General features: G+C 75.4%; 13 protein-coding genes. 5 read left to right on the top strand and 8 right to left on the bottom strand.

Annotation, left to right across the window (positions count from 1 at the left end):
* Positions 1 to 108: 108 nt before the first annotated feature.
* Positions 109 to 858: an RNA polymerase sigma factor ShbA gene (shbA, locus tag ND486_RS01080; protein WP_308215784.1), complete on the bottom strand. Its 750-nt coding sequence runs from the start codon at positions 856 to 858 to the stop codon at positions 109 to 111.
* A 375-nt stretch (positions 859 to 1,233) separates the two neighbouring features.
* On the opposite strand from shbA, the gene ND486_RS01075 reads away from it, so the two are divergent.
* Positions 1,234 to 2,286, top strand: coding sequence for a S1 family peptidase (locus ND486_RS01075; protein ID WP_251782367.1), 1,053 nt, complete (start codon positions 1,234 to 1,236; stop codon positions 2,284 to 2,286).
* Between the two features lie 10 nt (positions 2,287 to 2,296).
* Here the strand turns inward: ND486_RS01075 and ND486_RS01070 are convergent, their stop codons facing one another.
* Both ND486_RS01070 and ND486_RS01065 read right to left on the bottom strand, forming a co-directional pair.
* Complete coding sequence (locus ND486_RS01070) at positions 2,297 to 3,667, bottom strand: replication-associated recombination protein A (protein ID WP_251782366.1); 1,371 nt, start codon at positions 3,665 to 3,667, stop codon at positions 2,297 to 2,299.
* Positions 3,668 to 3,711: 44 nt separating this feature from the next.
* Positions 3,712 to 5,058 (bottom strand): hypothetical protein, encoded by a 1,347-nt coding sequence (locus tag ND486_RS01065; protein WP_251782365.1) that lies wholly within the window; start codon positions 5,056 to 5,058, stop codon positions 3,712 to 3,714.
* Positions 5,059 to 5,237: 179 nt separating this feature from the next.
* On the opposite strand from ND486_RS01065, the gene ND486_RS01060 reads away from it, so the two are divergent.
* From ND486_RS01060 to ND486_RS01050, 3 genes are all read left to right on the top strand, one after another.
* Positions 5,238 to 5,456, top strand: a complete 219-nt coding sequence (locus tag ND486_RS01060) for a hypothetical protein (protein ID WP_062395679.1) — start codon at positions 5,238 to 5,240, stop codon at positions 5,454 to 5,456.
* Positions 5,457 to 5,533: 77 nt separating this feature from the next.
* Positions 5,534 to 6,049, top strand: coding sequence for an Lrp/AsnC family transcriptional regulator (locus ND486_RS01055; RefSeq protein ID WP_073574671.1), 516 nt, complete (start codon positions 5,534 to 5,536; stop codon positions 6,047 to 6,049).
* Positions 6,046 to 7,200 carry an aminotransferase class I/II-fold pyridoxal phosphate-dependent enzyme gene (locus ND486_RS01050; protein WP_100877600.1) on the top strand — a complete coding sequence of 385 codons (1,155 nt, stop codon included), beginning with the start codon at positions 6,046 to 6,048 and terminating at the stop codon, positions 7,198 to 7,200. The genes ND486_RS01055 and ND486_RS01050 overlap by 4 nt, the downstream gene beginning before the upstream one ends.
* 161 nt (positions 7,201 to 7,361) lie before the next feature.
* On the opposite strand, the gene ND486_RS01045 is transcribed toward ND486_RS01050, so the two are convergent.
* The 5 genes from ND486_RS01045 to ND486_RS01025 form a co-directional block, all read right to left on the bottom strand.
* Positions 7,362 to 8,228, bottom strand: a complete 867-nt coding sequence (locus tag ND486_RS01045; protein WP_251782969.1) for an SGNH/GDSL hydrolase family protein — start codon at positions 8,226 to 8,228, stop codon at positions 7,362 to 7,364.
* 96 nt (positions 8,229 to 8,324) lie between these two features.
* Complete coding sequence (locus ND486_RS01040) at positions 8,325 to 9,521, bottom strand: hypothetical protein (RefSeq protein WP_251782364.1); 1,197 nt, start codon at positions 9,519 to 9,521, stop codon at positions 8,325 to 8,327.
* A gap of 11 nt (positions 9,522 to 9,532) precedes the next feature.
* Positions 9,533 to 10,474 (bottom strand): DUF389 domain-containing protein, encoded by a 942-nt coding sequence (locus ND486_RS01035; protein WP_208826595.1) that lies wholly within the window; start codon positions 10,472 to 10,474, stop codon positions 9,533 to 9,535.
* A complete protein-coding gene (aspS, locus tag ND486_RS01030; protein WP_251782363.1) occupies positions 10,475 to 12,268 on the bottom strand; it encodes an aspartate--tRNA ligase in 1,794 nt (597 codons plus the stop codon).
* Between the two features lie 58 nt (positions 12,269 to 12,326).
* The gene (locus ND486_RS01025; protein WP_251782362.1) at positions 12,327 to 14,327 is read right to left on the bottom strand and encodes an intein-containing Rv2578c family radical SAM protein; all 2,001 of its coding nucleotides are present in this window, start codon (positions 14,325 to 14,327) and stop codon (positions 12,327 to 12,329) included.
* Between the two features lie 109 nt (positions 14,328 to 14,436).
* On the opposite strand from ND486_RS01025, the gene ND486_RS01020 reads away from it, so the two are divergent.
* Positions 14,437 to 15,996, top strand: coding sequence for a YibE/F family protein (locus ND486_RS01020; protein ID WP_251782361.1), 1,560 nt, complete (start codon positions 14,437 to 14,439; stop codon positions 15,994 to 15,996).
* The last annotated feature ends 10 nt before the right edge of the window (positions 15,997 to 16,006 follow it).

The raw sequence follows: 16,006 nt of genomic DNA, 5'->3' as shown, positions 1-16,006 counted from the left end.
GTGCCGGTGCGCGCCCGAGCGCACCGGCACCGGCCGTCTGCGGGTCCCGCCGTGCTCCCGGTCCGGGGGGTCGACCGGAGGGCCGGCGGGTCCGCCGTCTCGCTCCGGTCAGACCGCGACCGGCAGCGGGGCGTCGAGGGGGGTCCGCGGCGCGGGGACGAGGACGCGGGGGGTGCGGACGGGGGTCCGCGGGGCGGGGACGGCGACGACCCGGACGCCGGCCCGGCGGGACGCGCGCTCCTCGAGCTCGCGGCGCAGCCGCTGCAGCGCGCGGTGCTGGGCGACGCGGACCGCACCGGGGGTGGAGCCGAGCGCGTCGGCGGTCTCCTCCGCGGTCAGCCCGACCGCGATGCGCAGCGTGAGGATCTCGACCTGGCGCGGGCCGAGCAGGCCCATGAGATCGGACAGGCGGTCGTTGCGCTCGGCGTCGAGCACGACCTGCTCCGGGTCGTCCTCGCGGCTGAGCCGCTCGGGGAGCTCCTCGACGGCGTCGCAGCGGTTGCGGGCCATCGCCCGGAACGCGTCGGCGATCTTGTGCCGGGCGATGCCGAACACGAACGCCCGGAACGACATCCCCGACGGCCGGTAGTCCGGGAGCACGGAGAGCACGGCCATGCAGACGTCCTGCGCAACGTCGTCGGCCGAGCCGAGGATCGTCTCGCGCCGGCCCAGCCTGGCCCGGCAGAAGCGCTCCACCTGCGGGTGCACCTTCGCCAGGAGCAGCGCGACCGCGCGCTCGTCGCCGGCGACGGCCGCGGCCAGCATCTCCGGCGGGAGGAGGTCCGCCGCCTGCCGGGAGTCGACCTCCTCGGCGGCGTCCTCGGGTGCGGTCGCGATGGCCACGGGTCCGTCGTGCATCTGCCCAGCTCTCCTCGGTCGCGACCCGGGGGCCGCGTCAGGCGCCGGCACCGCCCGTCCGACCCAGGAGAGGTCGGGCGGTGCGACTGTCGCGCTGTCCTCCGCCGGTGGTGGTCGGCGCTGCCGGCAGGTCCGCTCGGCCGCGCCCCGGCCTGCGATCAACCCTTCCGGTGCACCCTTTCGGGGTCAATCAACATGCACAATTTGCGGTATACGTGGACGGACAGTAGGGACTTTGGTCCTGATGGGGGCAACCTCGGGCTCGGGCGGGCGTCCACCCCTGTCGGAGGGGTGTCCTCCGCCTGCGGGCCGTGACCCGGGCGGAGCGGCGTCGTTGGGCCGGGTGTCACGCTCCGCTCGCCCGAAGGACCGCTCGTGTCTCTGCGTCGCCCGCACCGCCTCCTGCTCGCCGCTCTCGGCACCGTCGCGATCGGTGTGGGGGTGGCCGTGCCGGCGACCGCGGCCCCGGCGCTCCCCCCGGTCACGGTCGGCGAGGACGCGGCCGCGGCGCTGGTGCCCGCGGTGACCGAGGCCCTCGGGCCCGCGCTGGCCGGGACGTGGCTGGCCGACGGGCGGCTGATGGTGGGCACCTGGGACGCCGCGGCCGCCCCGCTGGTCACCGCGCTCGGCGCGACGCCGGTGGTGCGCGACGAGCCGCGCCGCGACCCGGCCGCGGTGCTCTCGGCGCTGGCCGGGCGCACCGCGACGGGGATGCCCGCCGGTCTGGACTCCTACGGTGTCGACCCCCGCACCGAGCAGGTCGTCGTGAGCGTCGTCGACGGGCCGGGCGCCGACGCGCTGGCCGCGGACCTGACCGGCGGTCTCGACCCGTCCGCGGTGCGGGTGGAGCGGGTGGCGGCGCCGGCGCACCGGCAGGCCGCGGTCGGTGGGGGCGACACCATCACCGACGGGACCCGCCGCTGCACGGCCGGGTTCGCCGCCTCCGACGGCAGCAGCGACTGGCTGATCACCGCCGGGCACTGCACCCGGGGCTCGTCGTCCTGGTACGCCACCGACGGTTCGACGATCGGCTCCGAGGTCGAGACCGCGGGCCGCGGGGTGGACGTCGGCGCGATCGCGGTCGAGTCGGGCAGCGTGTCGGCGACCGTGTCGGGGATCCGGGTGGCCGGGAGCCGTCCGGCGCCGGTGGGCTCCACGGTCTGCCTGTACGGGTCCACCAGCGGGCGGTCCTGCGGCACGGTCCAGCGCACCGACATGACGGTGAACTTCGAGGGCCAGAGCCAGTCCGGGCTGACCTCGGTGGCGGCGTGCGCCCAGGAGGGCGACTCCGGCGCCCCCTACATCACCTCGTCCGGGCAGGCCCAGGGCGTGCACACCGGTGCGGGCGGCGAAGGCAACTGCACCAGCTACTTCACCCCGATCCGCACCGCGACCGGGGCGCTCGGGCTGACCCTGACCACCGGCTGAGCGCGCCGGCTCAGTCCCGGGTGCCGCGTACGACGCGGCGCAGCTTGGGCAGGCGCTCGGCGAGGACGCGTTCGTGCCCGCGCCCGGACGGCGCGTAGTAGTCGACGCCGACGACGTCGTCGGGCGGGTACTGCTGGCGCAGGACCCCGTCCGGGTCGTCGTGCGGGTAGCGGTAGCCGACGGCGTTGCCGAGCTTCTGCGCGCCGGCGTAGTGGCCGTCGCGCAGGTGCGGGGGCACCCCGCCGACCCTGCCGGAGCGGACGTCGGCCATCGCGGCGTCGATCGCGGTGATCACGGCGTTCGACTTGGGTGCGGTCGCCAGGTGCACGGTGACCTGGGCGAGCGCGATCCGCGCCTCCGGCATCCCGACGAGTTGCACGACCTGGGCGGCCGCCGTCGCGGCGGGCAGCGCGGTCGGGTCGGCCAGCCCGACGTCCTCCGAGGCGTGGATCATCAGCCGGCGCGCGATGAACCGGGCGTCCTCCCCCGCGACGAGCATCCGGGCCAGGTAGTGCAGGGCGGCGTCGGGGTCGGAGCCGCGGATGGACTTGATGAACGCGCTGATGACGTCGTAGTGCTGGTCGCCCGCGCGGTCGTAGCGCACGGCGACCTCGGTGACGGCGCGCTCGACGGCGGCGAGGTCGATCACCGGGTCGCCGCCGGCGCCGAGGACACCGTCGGCGGCCGCCTCCAGCGCGGTGAGCGCGCGGCGACCGTCGCCCGCGGAGAGCCGGACCAGTGCCTGTTCGCCGTCCTCGGCGAGCTGGACGGCCGCGTTCAGGCCCCGCTCGGAGGTGACGGCGCGCCGGAGCAGGGTGCGCACGTCGTCCTCCCCGAGGGACTGCAGCTGCAGCACCAGGGAGCGGGACAGCAGCGGGGACACGACCGAGAACGACGGGTTCTCGGTGGTCGCGGCGACGAGCAGGACGAGCCGGTCCTCGACCGCTCCGAGCAGGGCGTCCTGCTGGGTGCGGGAGAAGCGGTGCACCTCGTCGATGAACAGCACCGTGGTGGTGCCGCTGAGGTCGCGACGCCGGCGGGCCTCGGAGATGACGGCCCGCAGCTCCTTCACCCCGGCCGAGAGCGCCGACAGGGCGACGAAGTGCCGCTCCGCTCCCCCGGCGCCGGCCATCAGCCGGGCGAGGGTGGTCTTGCCGGTGCCGGGCGGGCCGTAGAGCAGCACCGACGCCGCGGCCCCGCCGTCGAGCAGTCGGCGCAGCGGCGCACCGGGTGTGAGCAGGTCGGCCTGGCCGACGACCTCGTCGAGGGTGCGCGGGCGCATCCGCGCGGCGAGCGGCGCGTCGGGGCGGACGGCGTCGCCGTCACCGGTGTCGCCCTCGTCGCCCCCGGGGTCGATGTCGAACAGGCCGTCGGTGCTCATCGCATCCAGCCTGCCAGGACACCGGCCCCGGGGGGACGGGCGGCTCAGGCGCGGTCGATCTCGTCGGCGAGGACGGGGGTGTGCACCGGGTTGTGCTCGTGGAAGCGGCACTCGGCGTAGGTGACGATCATCGCGGCGACGCCGGCGATCTGCACGGGCAGCTGCAGCAGGGTCCCCACGACCTGCCCCAGGACGGGGCTGAGGTACGTCAGCGGCGCGACGACGACCAGCGAGGTCACCAGCGAGTACACGATCGCGATCAGGAAGAAGACCACGAGCCGGCCGAACACGGGGAAGAACCGGGGGTTGACCAGCGTGAACGTGCGGCCGATCCCGGCCCGCTCGATCACGACGACCCCGATCAGCGCGCCGGTGAACACCACGCCCAGGTAGATGGCCGGGATGACCAGCAGGAAGAAGCCGATGACGAACAGCAGCCCGGCCAGCAGCGACCAGCCGATCACCGGGAGCGCGCGGTTCTTCGCGAACGCGATGACCTGGTCCTGGCTCCACGGGCGCTGGGCCGCGTCGCGCACGACGACGAACACCGACGCCGCGTAGCCGAGCGCGGACAGCACGATCGCGATGACGGCCAGGACCAGGCTGGTCAGGCCGAGGCCCGCCACGAACCCCGTGCTGAGGTCGAGGTCGACGGGGTCGAACGACGACCGCGGACCCCCGTCGAGGAGGTAGCTGATGCCGCTGAGGACCGCGGTCGGGACCAGCACGATCAGGTTGATGATCAGCAGCGGCTTCCAGCTGCGCTGCAGCACGCCGATGATCTTCGAGAACCAGTCGCCGAAGGAGAACGGCACCAGCGGGTCCGGTGAGGTGCCGCTGGGCGGGGCGCCGCCGGAGGGGTAGGCGGGCTGGCCGTAGCCGCCCTGCGGGTACTGGCCGCCGTACTGCTGACCGGTCGGGTACTGGCCCGGGTACTGCTGCCCGGCCCCGGGGTACTGGCCGGGATACTGGGCCCCGTACTGCTGCTGGCCGTACTGGCCTGCGCCGGGGTACTGCTGCTGTCCGGGGTACTGCTGCTGCCCGTAGGGCTGGCCGGGGTACTGCTGGCCCGGGGCCTGACCGTACGGGGCCTGGCCGTACTGCGGGCCGTACTGCTGGCCGGGGTCCTGCGCGTACGGCCGGCCGTACTGCTGCCCGGGGTCCTGGCCGTACTGCTGGCCGTGCTGGGACGGGGCGGCGGTGCCGTGCTGTCCCGGCTCCTGCGCGCCGGTGGCGTCGTCCTGCCCGGCCTGCTGCCCGCCGGGGTACGGCGTGCCCGGCTGGTCCCCGCTCCCGGCCGCCTGCCCGGGCTCCTGGGCGCCACCGGGCGTCGCGGCTCCCCCGGGACCGGCCTGCGGGTCCTCGCCCCGCGGCGGTTCGTTGCTGCTCATGCGCGCGGACCCTAGTTGCGGGCGGGGTACGGCGGTGCCGAATTCACCGGCTCGCCCCCGATTCGTGACCGACGCGTACGCAGCGTGATCGACTCCGACCCCGGATCGTCGCCGGATCGCAACGCCGCGGACGCGCGGTGTCACCGGCCCGCAACAGACCCCGTGCACGCTCATGGGGCATGGACACGATCCCGAGTTGCCCGCTCTGCTCCCGTCCGCGCACCCCCGCCGACGTCCGCGGACTCGCCTGGAGCAGCCACCACGGCCCGGCCGGCACGGTGTACGTGTGCGGTCCGTGCACGCGCACCCACCTCGTCGACCTCGAGTGCGGGCTGCTCGACCCGGCACGCGGCGGTGTCGCTCCGGACGCCGCGGCCCCGCTGCCGCACGCGGCCTGACCGGTCGGACGGGGCGGGCCACCACCGACCCGCCCGGCCCGCGGCACGGCGACGGGCGGCCGTCGTAGGGTCACGCCGTGCGCGAGATCCTCGAGTTGCTCGAACGTGACGCGTCGTTGAGCCACGACACCGTCGCCACCATGCTGGGTCTGCCCCGGGACGAGGTCGACGCCCGGATCGCGGAGTGGGAACGCTCCGGGGTGATCCGCAGGCACAAGGCCGTCGTGGACTGGGCCCGGTACGAGGACGGCGGGAACGGCCACTCCGGCGCCGGCCGCGCCGGGGCGCAGGTGACGGCGTTCATCGACGTGTCGGTCGCCCCGGCCCGCGGGGTCGGGTTCGACGACGTCGCCGCCCGCATCTCCCGCTTCGACGAGGTCCGCGACTGCTACCTCGTCTCCGGTGGGCACGACCTGCGCTGCACGGTCGTCGGCCCGGACATCCGCGCGGTCAGCGACTTCGTGTCCCAGAAGCTGTCCACGATCGACCGGGTCCGTTCGACCGCCACGCACTTCGTGCTGGCCACGCACAAGCGCGACGGCGACTCCTTCGCCGAGCCGGAGCCCGACCACCGGCTGCCGGTGACCCCGTGAAGGCGCTCAACGCGACGATCTCGGCGATCCCGCCGTCGGGGATCCGGCGGTTCTTCGACATCGCCGCCGAGATGGACGACGTCATCTCCCTCGGTGTCGGTGAGCCCGACTTCGTGACGCCGTGGCGCATCCGCGAGGCCGGGATCTACGCCCTGGAGCGCGGCTACACCACCTACACCGGGAACGCGGGCCTGCCGAAGCTGCGTGAGCTGGTGTGCGCGGACCTGGCGTCGCGTTACGACGCCCACTACGACCCCGCCACCGAGTGCCTGGTGACGACCGGGGTGTCCGAGGGGCTGGACCTGGCGTTCCGGGTGCTGCTGAACCCGGGCGAGGAGGTCATCGTCCCGGAGCCCTGCTACGTCGCCTACCAGCCGTGCGTGGCGTTCGCCGGTGGGGTGCCGGTCGGGGTGCCGACCCGCGCCGAGGACGGGTTCGCGATCGACATCGCCGCGGTCGAGGCCGCGGTGACGCCGCGGACGAAGGCGATCCTGATCGGCTCCCCGGCCAACCCGACCGGCGCGGTGCAGCCGCCCGAGGTGCTGCGCGAGCTCGTCGCGCTGGCCGAGCGGCACGACCTGTACCTGCTCTCCGACGAGATCTACGACCGCCTCACCTATACCGGCGCCCACACCTGCCTGGGCGCGGTCCCGGGTGCCCGGGAGCGGACGGTGGTCCTGGGCGGGTTCTCCAAGGCCCAGGCGATGACGGGGTGGCGGGTCGGCTGGCTCGCCGCGCCGGAGCCGATCGCGGAGCTGTGCCTGCGGGTGCACCAGTACACGATGCTGTGCGCGCCGCACATCTCTCAGATCGCCGCCGTGGAGGCGCTGACCAGCGCGGAGGGCGACGTCGCGGAGATGGTGGCCGACTACGACCGTCGCCGCCGGGTGTTCGTGAAGGGGCTGCGCGAGGCCGGGCTGGACTGCCCGGAGCCGGCGGGCGCGTTCTACGCGTTCCCCTCGATCCGCGCCTCCGGGCTGGACTCGGAGACCTTCGCCGAGCGGCTGCTGCGGGAGGAGTCGGTCGCGGTCGTCCCGGGCAGCGTGTTCGGGCCCTCCGGCGAGGGGCACATCCGCTGCTCGTACGCGACGGCGCTGCCGCAGCTGGAGCAGGCCGTGGAGCGGATCGGGAACTTCCTGCGACGCCTGTGACCGGGCCGCACCCGGGCGATGTGCCGGCCGGGTGGTTCGCGGACGTGGTGGTGGAACTCGCACACCCCACGCCCGTTCCCCGGCTCCGTCGACCGCGCCGGGCCCGACCACGGCGGGCACGCCCCGCGCCGGAGTGATCGACTGCGACCGGGTCGGCGGGATCAGGCGGGCACCTTCCGCACCCGCGCCCCCTCCACGAGCCCCCGCACCATCACCGGCCCGAGGTCCCGGGACCGCCGCACGAGCCACGGCACCCCCTGCACCACCAGCCACGCCCCCCGCTGCCAGGCCGTCACCTCCCGCCCGCCGGCGGCGTCGAGCCCGATCTCCCCCGGCACCACGAACCCTGCGGCGCCGAGCAGCGCGGCGAAACCACGCGCCAGCAACCGGTGCCCCAGCTCGGACGGGTGCAACCGGTCCACGCTCCACGCCGCCGGGTCGTAGCTGCCGGCGGTGTCGAGGTCGAGGATCCCGACGGCGGACCGTCCCGTCGCGGCGACGGCGTCGGCCACCGCTCCGTCGACGGCCCCGTTCAGGGCGGCGATCCGGGTGGCGAGCGCCCGCTGCAACGGCCCCGGCAGCGGCCAGACGCGGGTGTGGTCGTGGAAGCGGAGCAGCAGCACGGTCGCACCGGCCCGCAGCAGCAGCTCCAGCGACCCGGCGCAGTCCCGCCGGATCGCGGCCGGGTCGAAGTCCGAGCGCAGGGTGTCGTTCATCCCGGCGCACAGCACGACGACGTCGGGCCCCGACGCCGCGGCCGCGGGCACCTGCCCGTGCCGGGCGTCGGCCATCCGCGCCCCGGTCCGGGCGTGGTTGTCCAGCCGGACCGAGCCGGGGTGGGCGGGATCGTCGAGGGCGTCGCGCAGCAGCGGGCCGAACCCACGCCAGCCACCGCCGGGCAGGGGGTCACCCAGCCCGACGGCGGTGGAGTCGCCCAGCAGGACGAGGTGCCGGACGGGCCGGCCGGTCACGTGCGGTACGGCGACGGGGCGGAGGACCGGATCGACGACGGACGGGCGCACGGTCATCGGGGACACGCCGACACGATCACCGCCGCAGCCACCGTTTCCGTGTGCAACCGGTGACGGGTCCCGTACCGCCGTGGGAACTCTCGGGGCGGGCCCCTACCACTCGCCGCCGCGGAAGGCGGGGAACAGCGGCAGCGTCGACGACGCGTCCGGGAAACGGGTGTCGAGCGCGGTCACCACGGCCGCGGCCAGCGCGGCCGTGCCGGGCCGGGCGGTCGCCTCCGCGGTGACGCCGAGGCCCCGCCAGTAGTGCCGCAGCGCCGTGGAGATCCGCGGGGACCGGCCGGCGTCGGGGCCGATCGGGCCGTCGCGCTCGGGCACCCGCGGCAGCAGCTGCCAGGTCGACCACCACACCCACAGCACGTGGGCGTCGGCGAGGCGCGACTCCAGCAGCTCGGGGTCGTCCAGCTCGGGCCACACCGGCGCGACCTCGGCCCGCCAGGCGTCGAGCATGGCGTGGGCGACGGCGTCGGGCAGGGCGAAGCTCGACGAGCAGCCGGGGAACGGCACCCGCACGTAGGCGGCGTCGAGGACGACGTCGCGGAAGCAGCCCCACTCGAAGTCGACGAACCGCACCCCGCGGCTGGTGACCAGGTTGTTGTCCGGGCAGGTGTCGGACGGGCTGAACGCGCGGAACCCGGTGCCGCCGAGCAGGCGCACCCCGCCCTGGGCCTCGAACAGCGCCATCTCCGGCACCTCGACGCCGAGTATCCCGGCCAGCAGCTCCGGCAGACCGGCCAGCGCGGCGCGGGCCTGGTCGGCGACCGGGTCCCGGCGCGCCTTCTCCCCCAGCCGGCGCAGCAGCGCCCCGAAGTCGCCCTCCCGACCGGCGGTCGCGGCCTGCATCCGCCCCAGGCCGCGGGCCCACCCGAGCAGGCAGGTCCGGGCGGCCTGGGGGTCCGGGCCGAACAGCTTGTCGGCCAGGGTCAGGCTGCGGCCGAGGTCCTCCAGTACGAGCAGCCGCTGCACCGGGTCGTGCGCGATGATCACCGGGCTGGGCCGGACGTCGCTCGGCAGCGCGGTGAACAGCTGGCAGGACGCGACCTCGTAGCGGAACGGGTCCGACGCCAGGTCCGTGCCGTCCTCGGGCGGCGCGTAGTGCTTCACGACGACGCTGCGCCGGTCGGAGAACGGGTTCTTCGCCATCCGGGCCCGGGCGACGACGGAGCGGCCGCTGCCGCCCAGGTCCTCGGGCTCGAACAGCTCGACCTCCGAGCCCGCCCGCCGCGACAGCAACCGCGCGGCCCCGGCCACCGCCGCGACCGCGCCGGGAGTCGACTGCGGATCGGTCATCGAAGGGGACCCTACCCTTCGGAGAGCGCGCGGTCCGCGCCCCGACGACGCGATCCGCGACGGGCGAGCACCAGCACCGCGGCCGCCGCACCGATGGCGCCCACCAGGTTGACCCCCAGCTGCAGCACCGACTGGGCCGCCTCGCTCCAGCGTCCCTCGATCACCGCGACCGAGGCGTAGGCGGCGGCCGGGACGGTCGTCACCGAGATGAACACCCCGACCAGCGCCGACGAGCGCGCCGAGGTCAGCGACAGCATCCCGGCCGCCCCGGCGAGCACGGCGACGACCAGCGAGAACGGCCCCACCTCGTAGATGAAGTCCATCTGCTCGAGGTCGTCGAGCCCGGCGGAGGACAGCCAGCCGAGCAGGTCGAACACCAGGGTCGCGACGGCGGTGACGGCCATCGCCAGCGGGAACCCGGCGGCGAGCGCGAGCGCACCGCGCGAGACCAGGTCGCGGCGGCGCAGCACCAGCCCGATCGCCATCGCCGCCATCGGGCCGAACTCCGGGCCCAGCACCATCGCCCCGACCACGGTGACCGGCGAGTCGGTGACCGCACCGACGGCGGCGAGCAGGCAGGCGATGGTGAGGAAGGTCAGGAACGTCGCGGACAGCCGCGACTCCTCGCCGGTGCGCTGGATCAGCTCGTCCCAGACGACGGCGTCGGCCCCGTCCCCCGGCGCGGCCTCCTCGGCGGCGTCGGCCCGGTCGGACAGCACCGTGTCGAGCTGTTCGAGGGTGATGCCGCCGTCGTGGTCGACGCCGAGGTCGGCGAGCCGGCCCAGCAGGTCGTCGGCACACTCCCGGGCGACGTCGGCCTCGACCAGGTCACCGGCCGGGTGCACCGCCACCCCGGGGTGGACCACCAGGTGGGCCACCCCGGGTTCGGCGTCGAGGACGCTGCGGACCTCGACCGTCCGCCCGGGTGGGCAGACCACCCGCAGGTGCAGCACCTACGCGGCCGGGCCGGGCTTCTCCGGGGCGCGCTCGGGCTTCGCGTCCACGCCCGCCTCCTTGCGCTGGGCCGCGGTGATCGGCGCGGGTGCCTGGGTCAGCGGATCGAACCCGCCGCCGGTCTTCGGGAACGCGATGACCTCGCGGATCGAGTCGACGCCGGCGAGCAGCGCGGTGATCCGGTCCCAGCCGAACGCGATCCCGCCGTGCGGCGGCGGGCCGAACGAGAAGGCGTCGAGCAGGAAGCCGAACTTCTCCTGGGCCTCCTCCGCGGACAGGCCCATGATCTCGAAGACCCGCTTCTGCACGTCGGCCGAGTGGATACGGATCGAGCCGCCGCCGATCTCGTTGCCGTTGCAGACGATGTCGTAGGCGTAGGCCAGGGCGTTGCCCGGGTCCTTCTCGAAGGAGTCGATCCACTCCGGGGTCGGGGAGGTGAACGCGTGGTGCAGCGCGGTCCACGCACCGCCGCCGACGGCGACGTCGTCGGTGTCGGCGGCCGACTCGAACAGCGGCGCGTCGACGATCCAGACGAACGACCAGGCCGAGGAGTCGATCGCACCGGTCCGCCGGGCGATCTCGCCACGGGCCGCGCCCAGCAGCGCGCGGGCCTCGGTGGGCTTGCCGGCGGCGAAGAAGATGCAGTCGCCGGGGTTCGCGCCGACGGCCTCGGCCAGGCCGGACCGCTCGGCCTCGGACAGGTTCTTGACCACGGGGCCGCGCTCGTCGACCTGCCCGTCCTCACCGATCAGGACGTAGGCCAGGCCGCGGGCGCCGCGCTGCTTGGCCCACTCCTGCCAGCCGTCGAGCACCTTGCGGGGCTGCGACGCCCCGCCCGGCATGACGACGGCGCCGACGTAGGGGTTCTGGAAGACCCGGAACCCGGTGCCCGCGAAGTACGACGTGAGCTCGGTGAGCTCGATGTCGAAGCGCAGGTCGGGCTTGTCCGAGCCGTAGCGGGCCATCGCCTCGGCGTAGGGCATCCGGCGGATCGGGGTCTCGATCTCGTACCCGACGAGGTGCCACAGCGCGGTGAGGACCTTCTCGGCGAGTGCGATGACGTCGTCCTGCTCGACGAAGCTCATCTCGATGTCGAGCTGGGTGAACTCCGGCTGGCGGTCGGCGCGGAAGTCCTCGTCGCGGTAGCAGCGCGCGATCTGGTAGTACCGCTCCAGCCCGCCGACCATGAGCAGCTGCTTGAACAGCTGCGGGCTCTGCGGCAGCGCGTACCAGGAACCGGGGCGCAGCCGCGCCGGGACGACGAAGTCGCGCGCACCCTCGGGGGTGGACCGGGTCAGGGTCGGCGTCTCGACCTCGATGAAGTCCTCCGCGGCCAGCACGTCGCGGGCGGCCTTGTTCACGTCGCTGCGCAGCTTCATCGCCGCGGCGGGCCCGGAACGACGCAGGTCGAGGTAGCGGTGGGAGAGCCGGATCTCCTCGCCGACTCCGGTGTGCTCGTCGATCGGGAACGGCAGCGGCGCCGACTCCGACAGGACGGTCAGCTCGGTGACCGTGACCTCGATGTCGCCGGTCGGCAGGTCGGAGTTCTCGTTGCCCGCGGGCCGGCGGACGACCTCGCCGACGACCTGGATGCAGAACTCGGAGCGCAGCCGGTGGGCCCGCTCGGCCATCTCGCCCTCGCGGAACACGACCTGGGCCGATCCGGAGCGGTCCCGCAGGTCGATGAAGATCACGCCGCCGTGATCGCGGCGGCGGGCCACCCATCCGGCGAGGGTCACGGTCTGGCCGGCGTTCTCGGCACGCAGCGTGCCGACGGGGTGGGTTCGCATCACGGCGGTCAAGGCTATCGGCATCCCCCGGGCCGTCTGCCACCAGGTTTCCGGCGGGTTCTCACAGCAGGCTCAGCTGCCCGTCCCCGGGCTCCGCAGCCCGCGGCGACGCGACCGGCTGCCGGGTCCACCCCGGGTCGCGCGGGTTCGGCTCGGGCCGGTCCAGGCCGTGCCGGGCCAGCAGCGGGACGACCCGCCGGGCCAGGGCCCCGCGGTAGTCCCGGGTGGCGTACGCCCCGCCGCGGTAGAGCCGCTCGTAGCGCGGCAGCAGCGCGGGGTGGGTGCGCCCCAGCCAGGCCAGGAACCACTCCCGGGTCCCGGGACGCAGGTGCAGCGCGAGCACCGTGGCCCGGCTCGCCCCGGCGGCGGCGATCTCCGCCAGCAGGGCGTCGAGGGCCTCGGTGGAGTCGGTCAGCCACGGCAGCACCGGGGCCACCATGACCCCGCAGGGCAGGCCGGCGTCGGTGATCCGGCGGACGAGGTCGAGACGGGCGCGCGGACCGGGAGTGCCCGGCTCCAGGTGCGACTGCAGCTCCCGGTCCAGCAGCGCGATCGACACCCCGGTGCCGACGCGGACGTCGGCGTTCGCGGCCGCGAGCTGCGGCAGGTCCCGGCCCAGCACGGTGCCCTTGGTCAGGATGGAGAACGGCGTGCCGGAGCGGGCCAGCGCGGTGATCACCCCGGGCATCAGCCGGTAGCGGCCCTCCGCCCGCTGGTAGGGGTCGGTGTTGGTACCCATCGCGACGTGCTCGCGCCGCCACGACGGCCGGGCCAGCTCCCGCTCCAGCACCCGTGCCACGTTCACCTTGACCACGATCTGGGAGTCGAAGTCCGCGCCCGCGTCGAGGTCGAGGTAGGTGTGGGTGTTGCGGGCGAAGCAGTTGTGGCTGACCACCCCGGCGGCGACGAAGTCCCCCGTGCCGGTGGTGATGTCGACCATCGGGCGGAGGGTGCCGGTGTCGCGGACCGCCACGACCCGCGGCGCTCCCCCCGGCGGCTCCTCGACGCGGGCGCCACCGACGTCGCGCACCCGGGCCACGGCCGGGTCGGTCACCGCGACCAGCCGCAGCTGCTCGGCGACCCCGCCCAGCACCCGCAGCGCCCGCACCCCGGGCCGGGCCGACGGCTCGGAGGCCACGCGGAACCCGAGCCGGCGCAGCGCGTCGACACAGGCCCGGGTGAGCTCCTCGTCGCCGGGGACGATCCGCAGCACCCCGGCGGAGACCTCACCGCAGGCGTCGACGATCCCGCCGACGAACCCGGCCGTCCAGCCGCGGGCGGGCCGCTGCGGCCAGGCGGCCGGCGACGGGGCGGGCGCCGCGATCATCCCGGCGGCCACGGGCGCCGGCCGTGCGGTCAGCAGGTGGTGGGCGCGGGCGAGCGCCTCCAGCTCGACCCAGCCGGTCGGGAACGGCTCGGCCCGCACCCGGCCGCGCACCGCGTCGGCCCGGACCAGCCCGCACAGCCAGCCCTCGGCGTATCCGTCGGGCCGGGCCCCGCCCGGGACCGCGGCCGCACCGGGCCCGACCAGCGCCGTCCCCGGGCTCAGGTGCGGCCGGTCCGCCGAGGCCCGGCAGCGCCCCGGTCGCACGTGCGCCCAGCCGGAGGTGGTGAGGAAGCGGTGCTCGGCGGAGGTGACGAGCCGCGTGCCGTCGTCGAGGGTCACCTCCTGGGCGCGGCGCCGCGTCGACCAGCGCGCGAGCACCGGGGTGCGGACGAAGCGGCGCCGACCGCCGCCGTCGGTGACGGTGCCGACCACCTCGTCGCCCGGGCACAGCTCCCCGATCGGCCGCGACCGGCCGTCGGCGGTGAGTACCGGGGTCTCCGGGACGAGGCAGTACGTGCACGCGTGCGAGCAGCCGCGGTAGGGGTTGACCGTCCAGCCGAACGGCACCGGAGACGACGACGGCACCCGGTTCAGCACCGAGCGCGCCTCGACCTCGTGGAACACCGTGTCCGCGAACCCCGGCGTGCGCACCGAGCGCAGCAACCCCCGCATCCCCGGCAGCGCCGTCGCGTTCCCGACACCGTCCGCCCCGACCTGCTGTCCGTCCCATCGCACCGAGTCAGTCGAACACAAGTTCGAACGTCGGACAACCGGTCGTCGCCGGGCGGTCGCGTCCGGGCGAACGGCACCCCGCAGGTCGAAGATCGTTTGCAAGGATGCGGACGTGCCCCCGCCCCCGCCCGTCCCGCGCGACCCGTCCGCCCCCGACGGCGGGCGGCCCGCCGCCCCGCGGACGGGTGGGCGGCGGCGCGCCGAGGACCGGCCCCCGGGCGCCTCGGGCGGGCACCGGCTCCCGGGTGGCGAACCGGCGCGGCACCGGGCCCGCCACGCTCCGGCCCCGCGGCGTCCGGCCCCCGTGGAGGACCGCCCCGGGCCCGCACCGGCGCGCGGCGCGGCGGCGGACCCCGCCGACGGCGCCGAGACCGGTCCCATCCCCCACCCCGGGCACCCGGGCGGCTGGGGCGACTGCCCCGGCCAGGCCGACCTCGGCACCACACCCGGCCCGGCGGCCCCGCCCGCCCCCGGCCGGGGACACGCGCAGGGACACGCGCAGGGACACGCGCAGGGACACGGCCACGGCCACGGCCACGGCGCCGCGTCCCCGGCCGGGCGACGGGTGCGCAGACTGCTGGTCGCGCTGCTCGTGCCGTGCGTGCTCGCGACGCTCGCCGGGGTGGCCCTGCTGTGGCCGGGTGCGACCCCGGTCCCGGAGATCCCACCCACCCAGCAGGTGCACGGGACCGTCACCGCGGTGCAGGTCGCGGACTGCTCCCCCGGCGGCGGGGACCGTCGCTGCACCGGGGTGACGGTCGCCCTGTCCGACGGGCCGCGCGCCGGGCGGGACCTGGTGCAGCTGGTGCCGAACGAGCCGTCGACGCCGCGGTTCGCGGTGGGCGACCCGGTCACGCTGTCCTGGTCGGGCGCGAACCCCGACGACGCGGGCTCCTACCAGCTCGTGGACTTCCAGCGCGGCGCTCCGCTGGGGTGGCTGGCGGCGGCGTTCGCACTGGCCGTCGTGGTGCTCGGGCGGCTGCGCGGGTTCGCGGCACTGGTCAGCCTGGCGCTGAGCTTCGTGATCCTCCTGTGGTTCGTGCTGCCGGCGATCCTGTCCGGCGGCTCCCCGCTCGCGGTCGCCGTCACCGGCGCCTGCCTGATCATGTTCGTGGTGCTGTACCTGACCCACGGCTTCACCGCGCGGACCTCGTGCGCGGTGCTCGGCACCCTGGCCTCGCTCGCCCTGATCGGGGTGCTGGGCTACCTGTTCACCGTCACCTCGCGGCTCACCGGGCTCGACGACACCACCGCCACCCTGATCGGCACGCTCGGCCCCGGGGTACCGATCGACCCACGCGGCCTGGTGCTGGCCGGACTGGTGATCGGCGCGCTCGGGGCGCTCGACGACGTCACCGTCACCCAGGCCTCCGCGGTGTGGGAGCTGGGCGCGGCGAACCCCGAGCTGGGTGTGCGCGAGCTGTTCGCGGCCGGGATGCGGATCGGGCGCGACCACGTCGCGTCCGCGGTGAACACCCTGGTGCTGGCCTACGCCGGCGCCGCGCTCCCGCTGCTGCTGCTGTTCACGGTGGCGGCGGGCGGCGTGACCCAGGTGCTCACCAGCCAGGACGTGGCGACCGAGATCGTGCGGACCCTGGTGGGCAGCATCGGGCTGGTCGCCGCCGTCCCGGTGACGACCGGGCTGGCCGCACTCGTCGTCGGCCGGCGCTGAGTCCGGTCCG

Source organism: Pseudonocardia sp. DR1-2, assembly GCF_023717215.1.
Lineage (GTDB): Bacteria > Actinomycetota > Actinomycetes > Mycobacteriales > Pseudonocardiaceae > Pseudonocardia > Pseudonocardia alni.
Note: the sequence above shows the minus strand (reverse complement) of the source record. Positions and strands in the feature narration are given on the sequence as shown.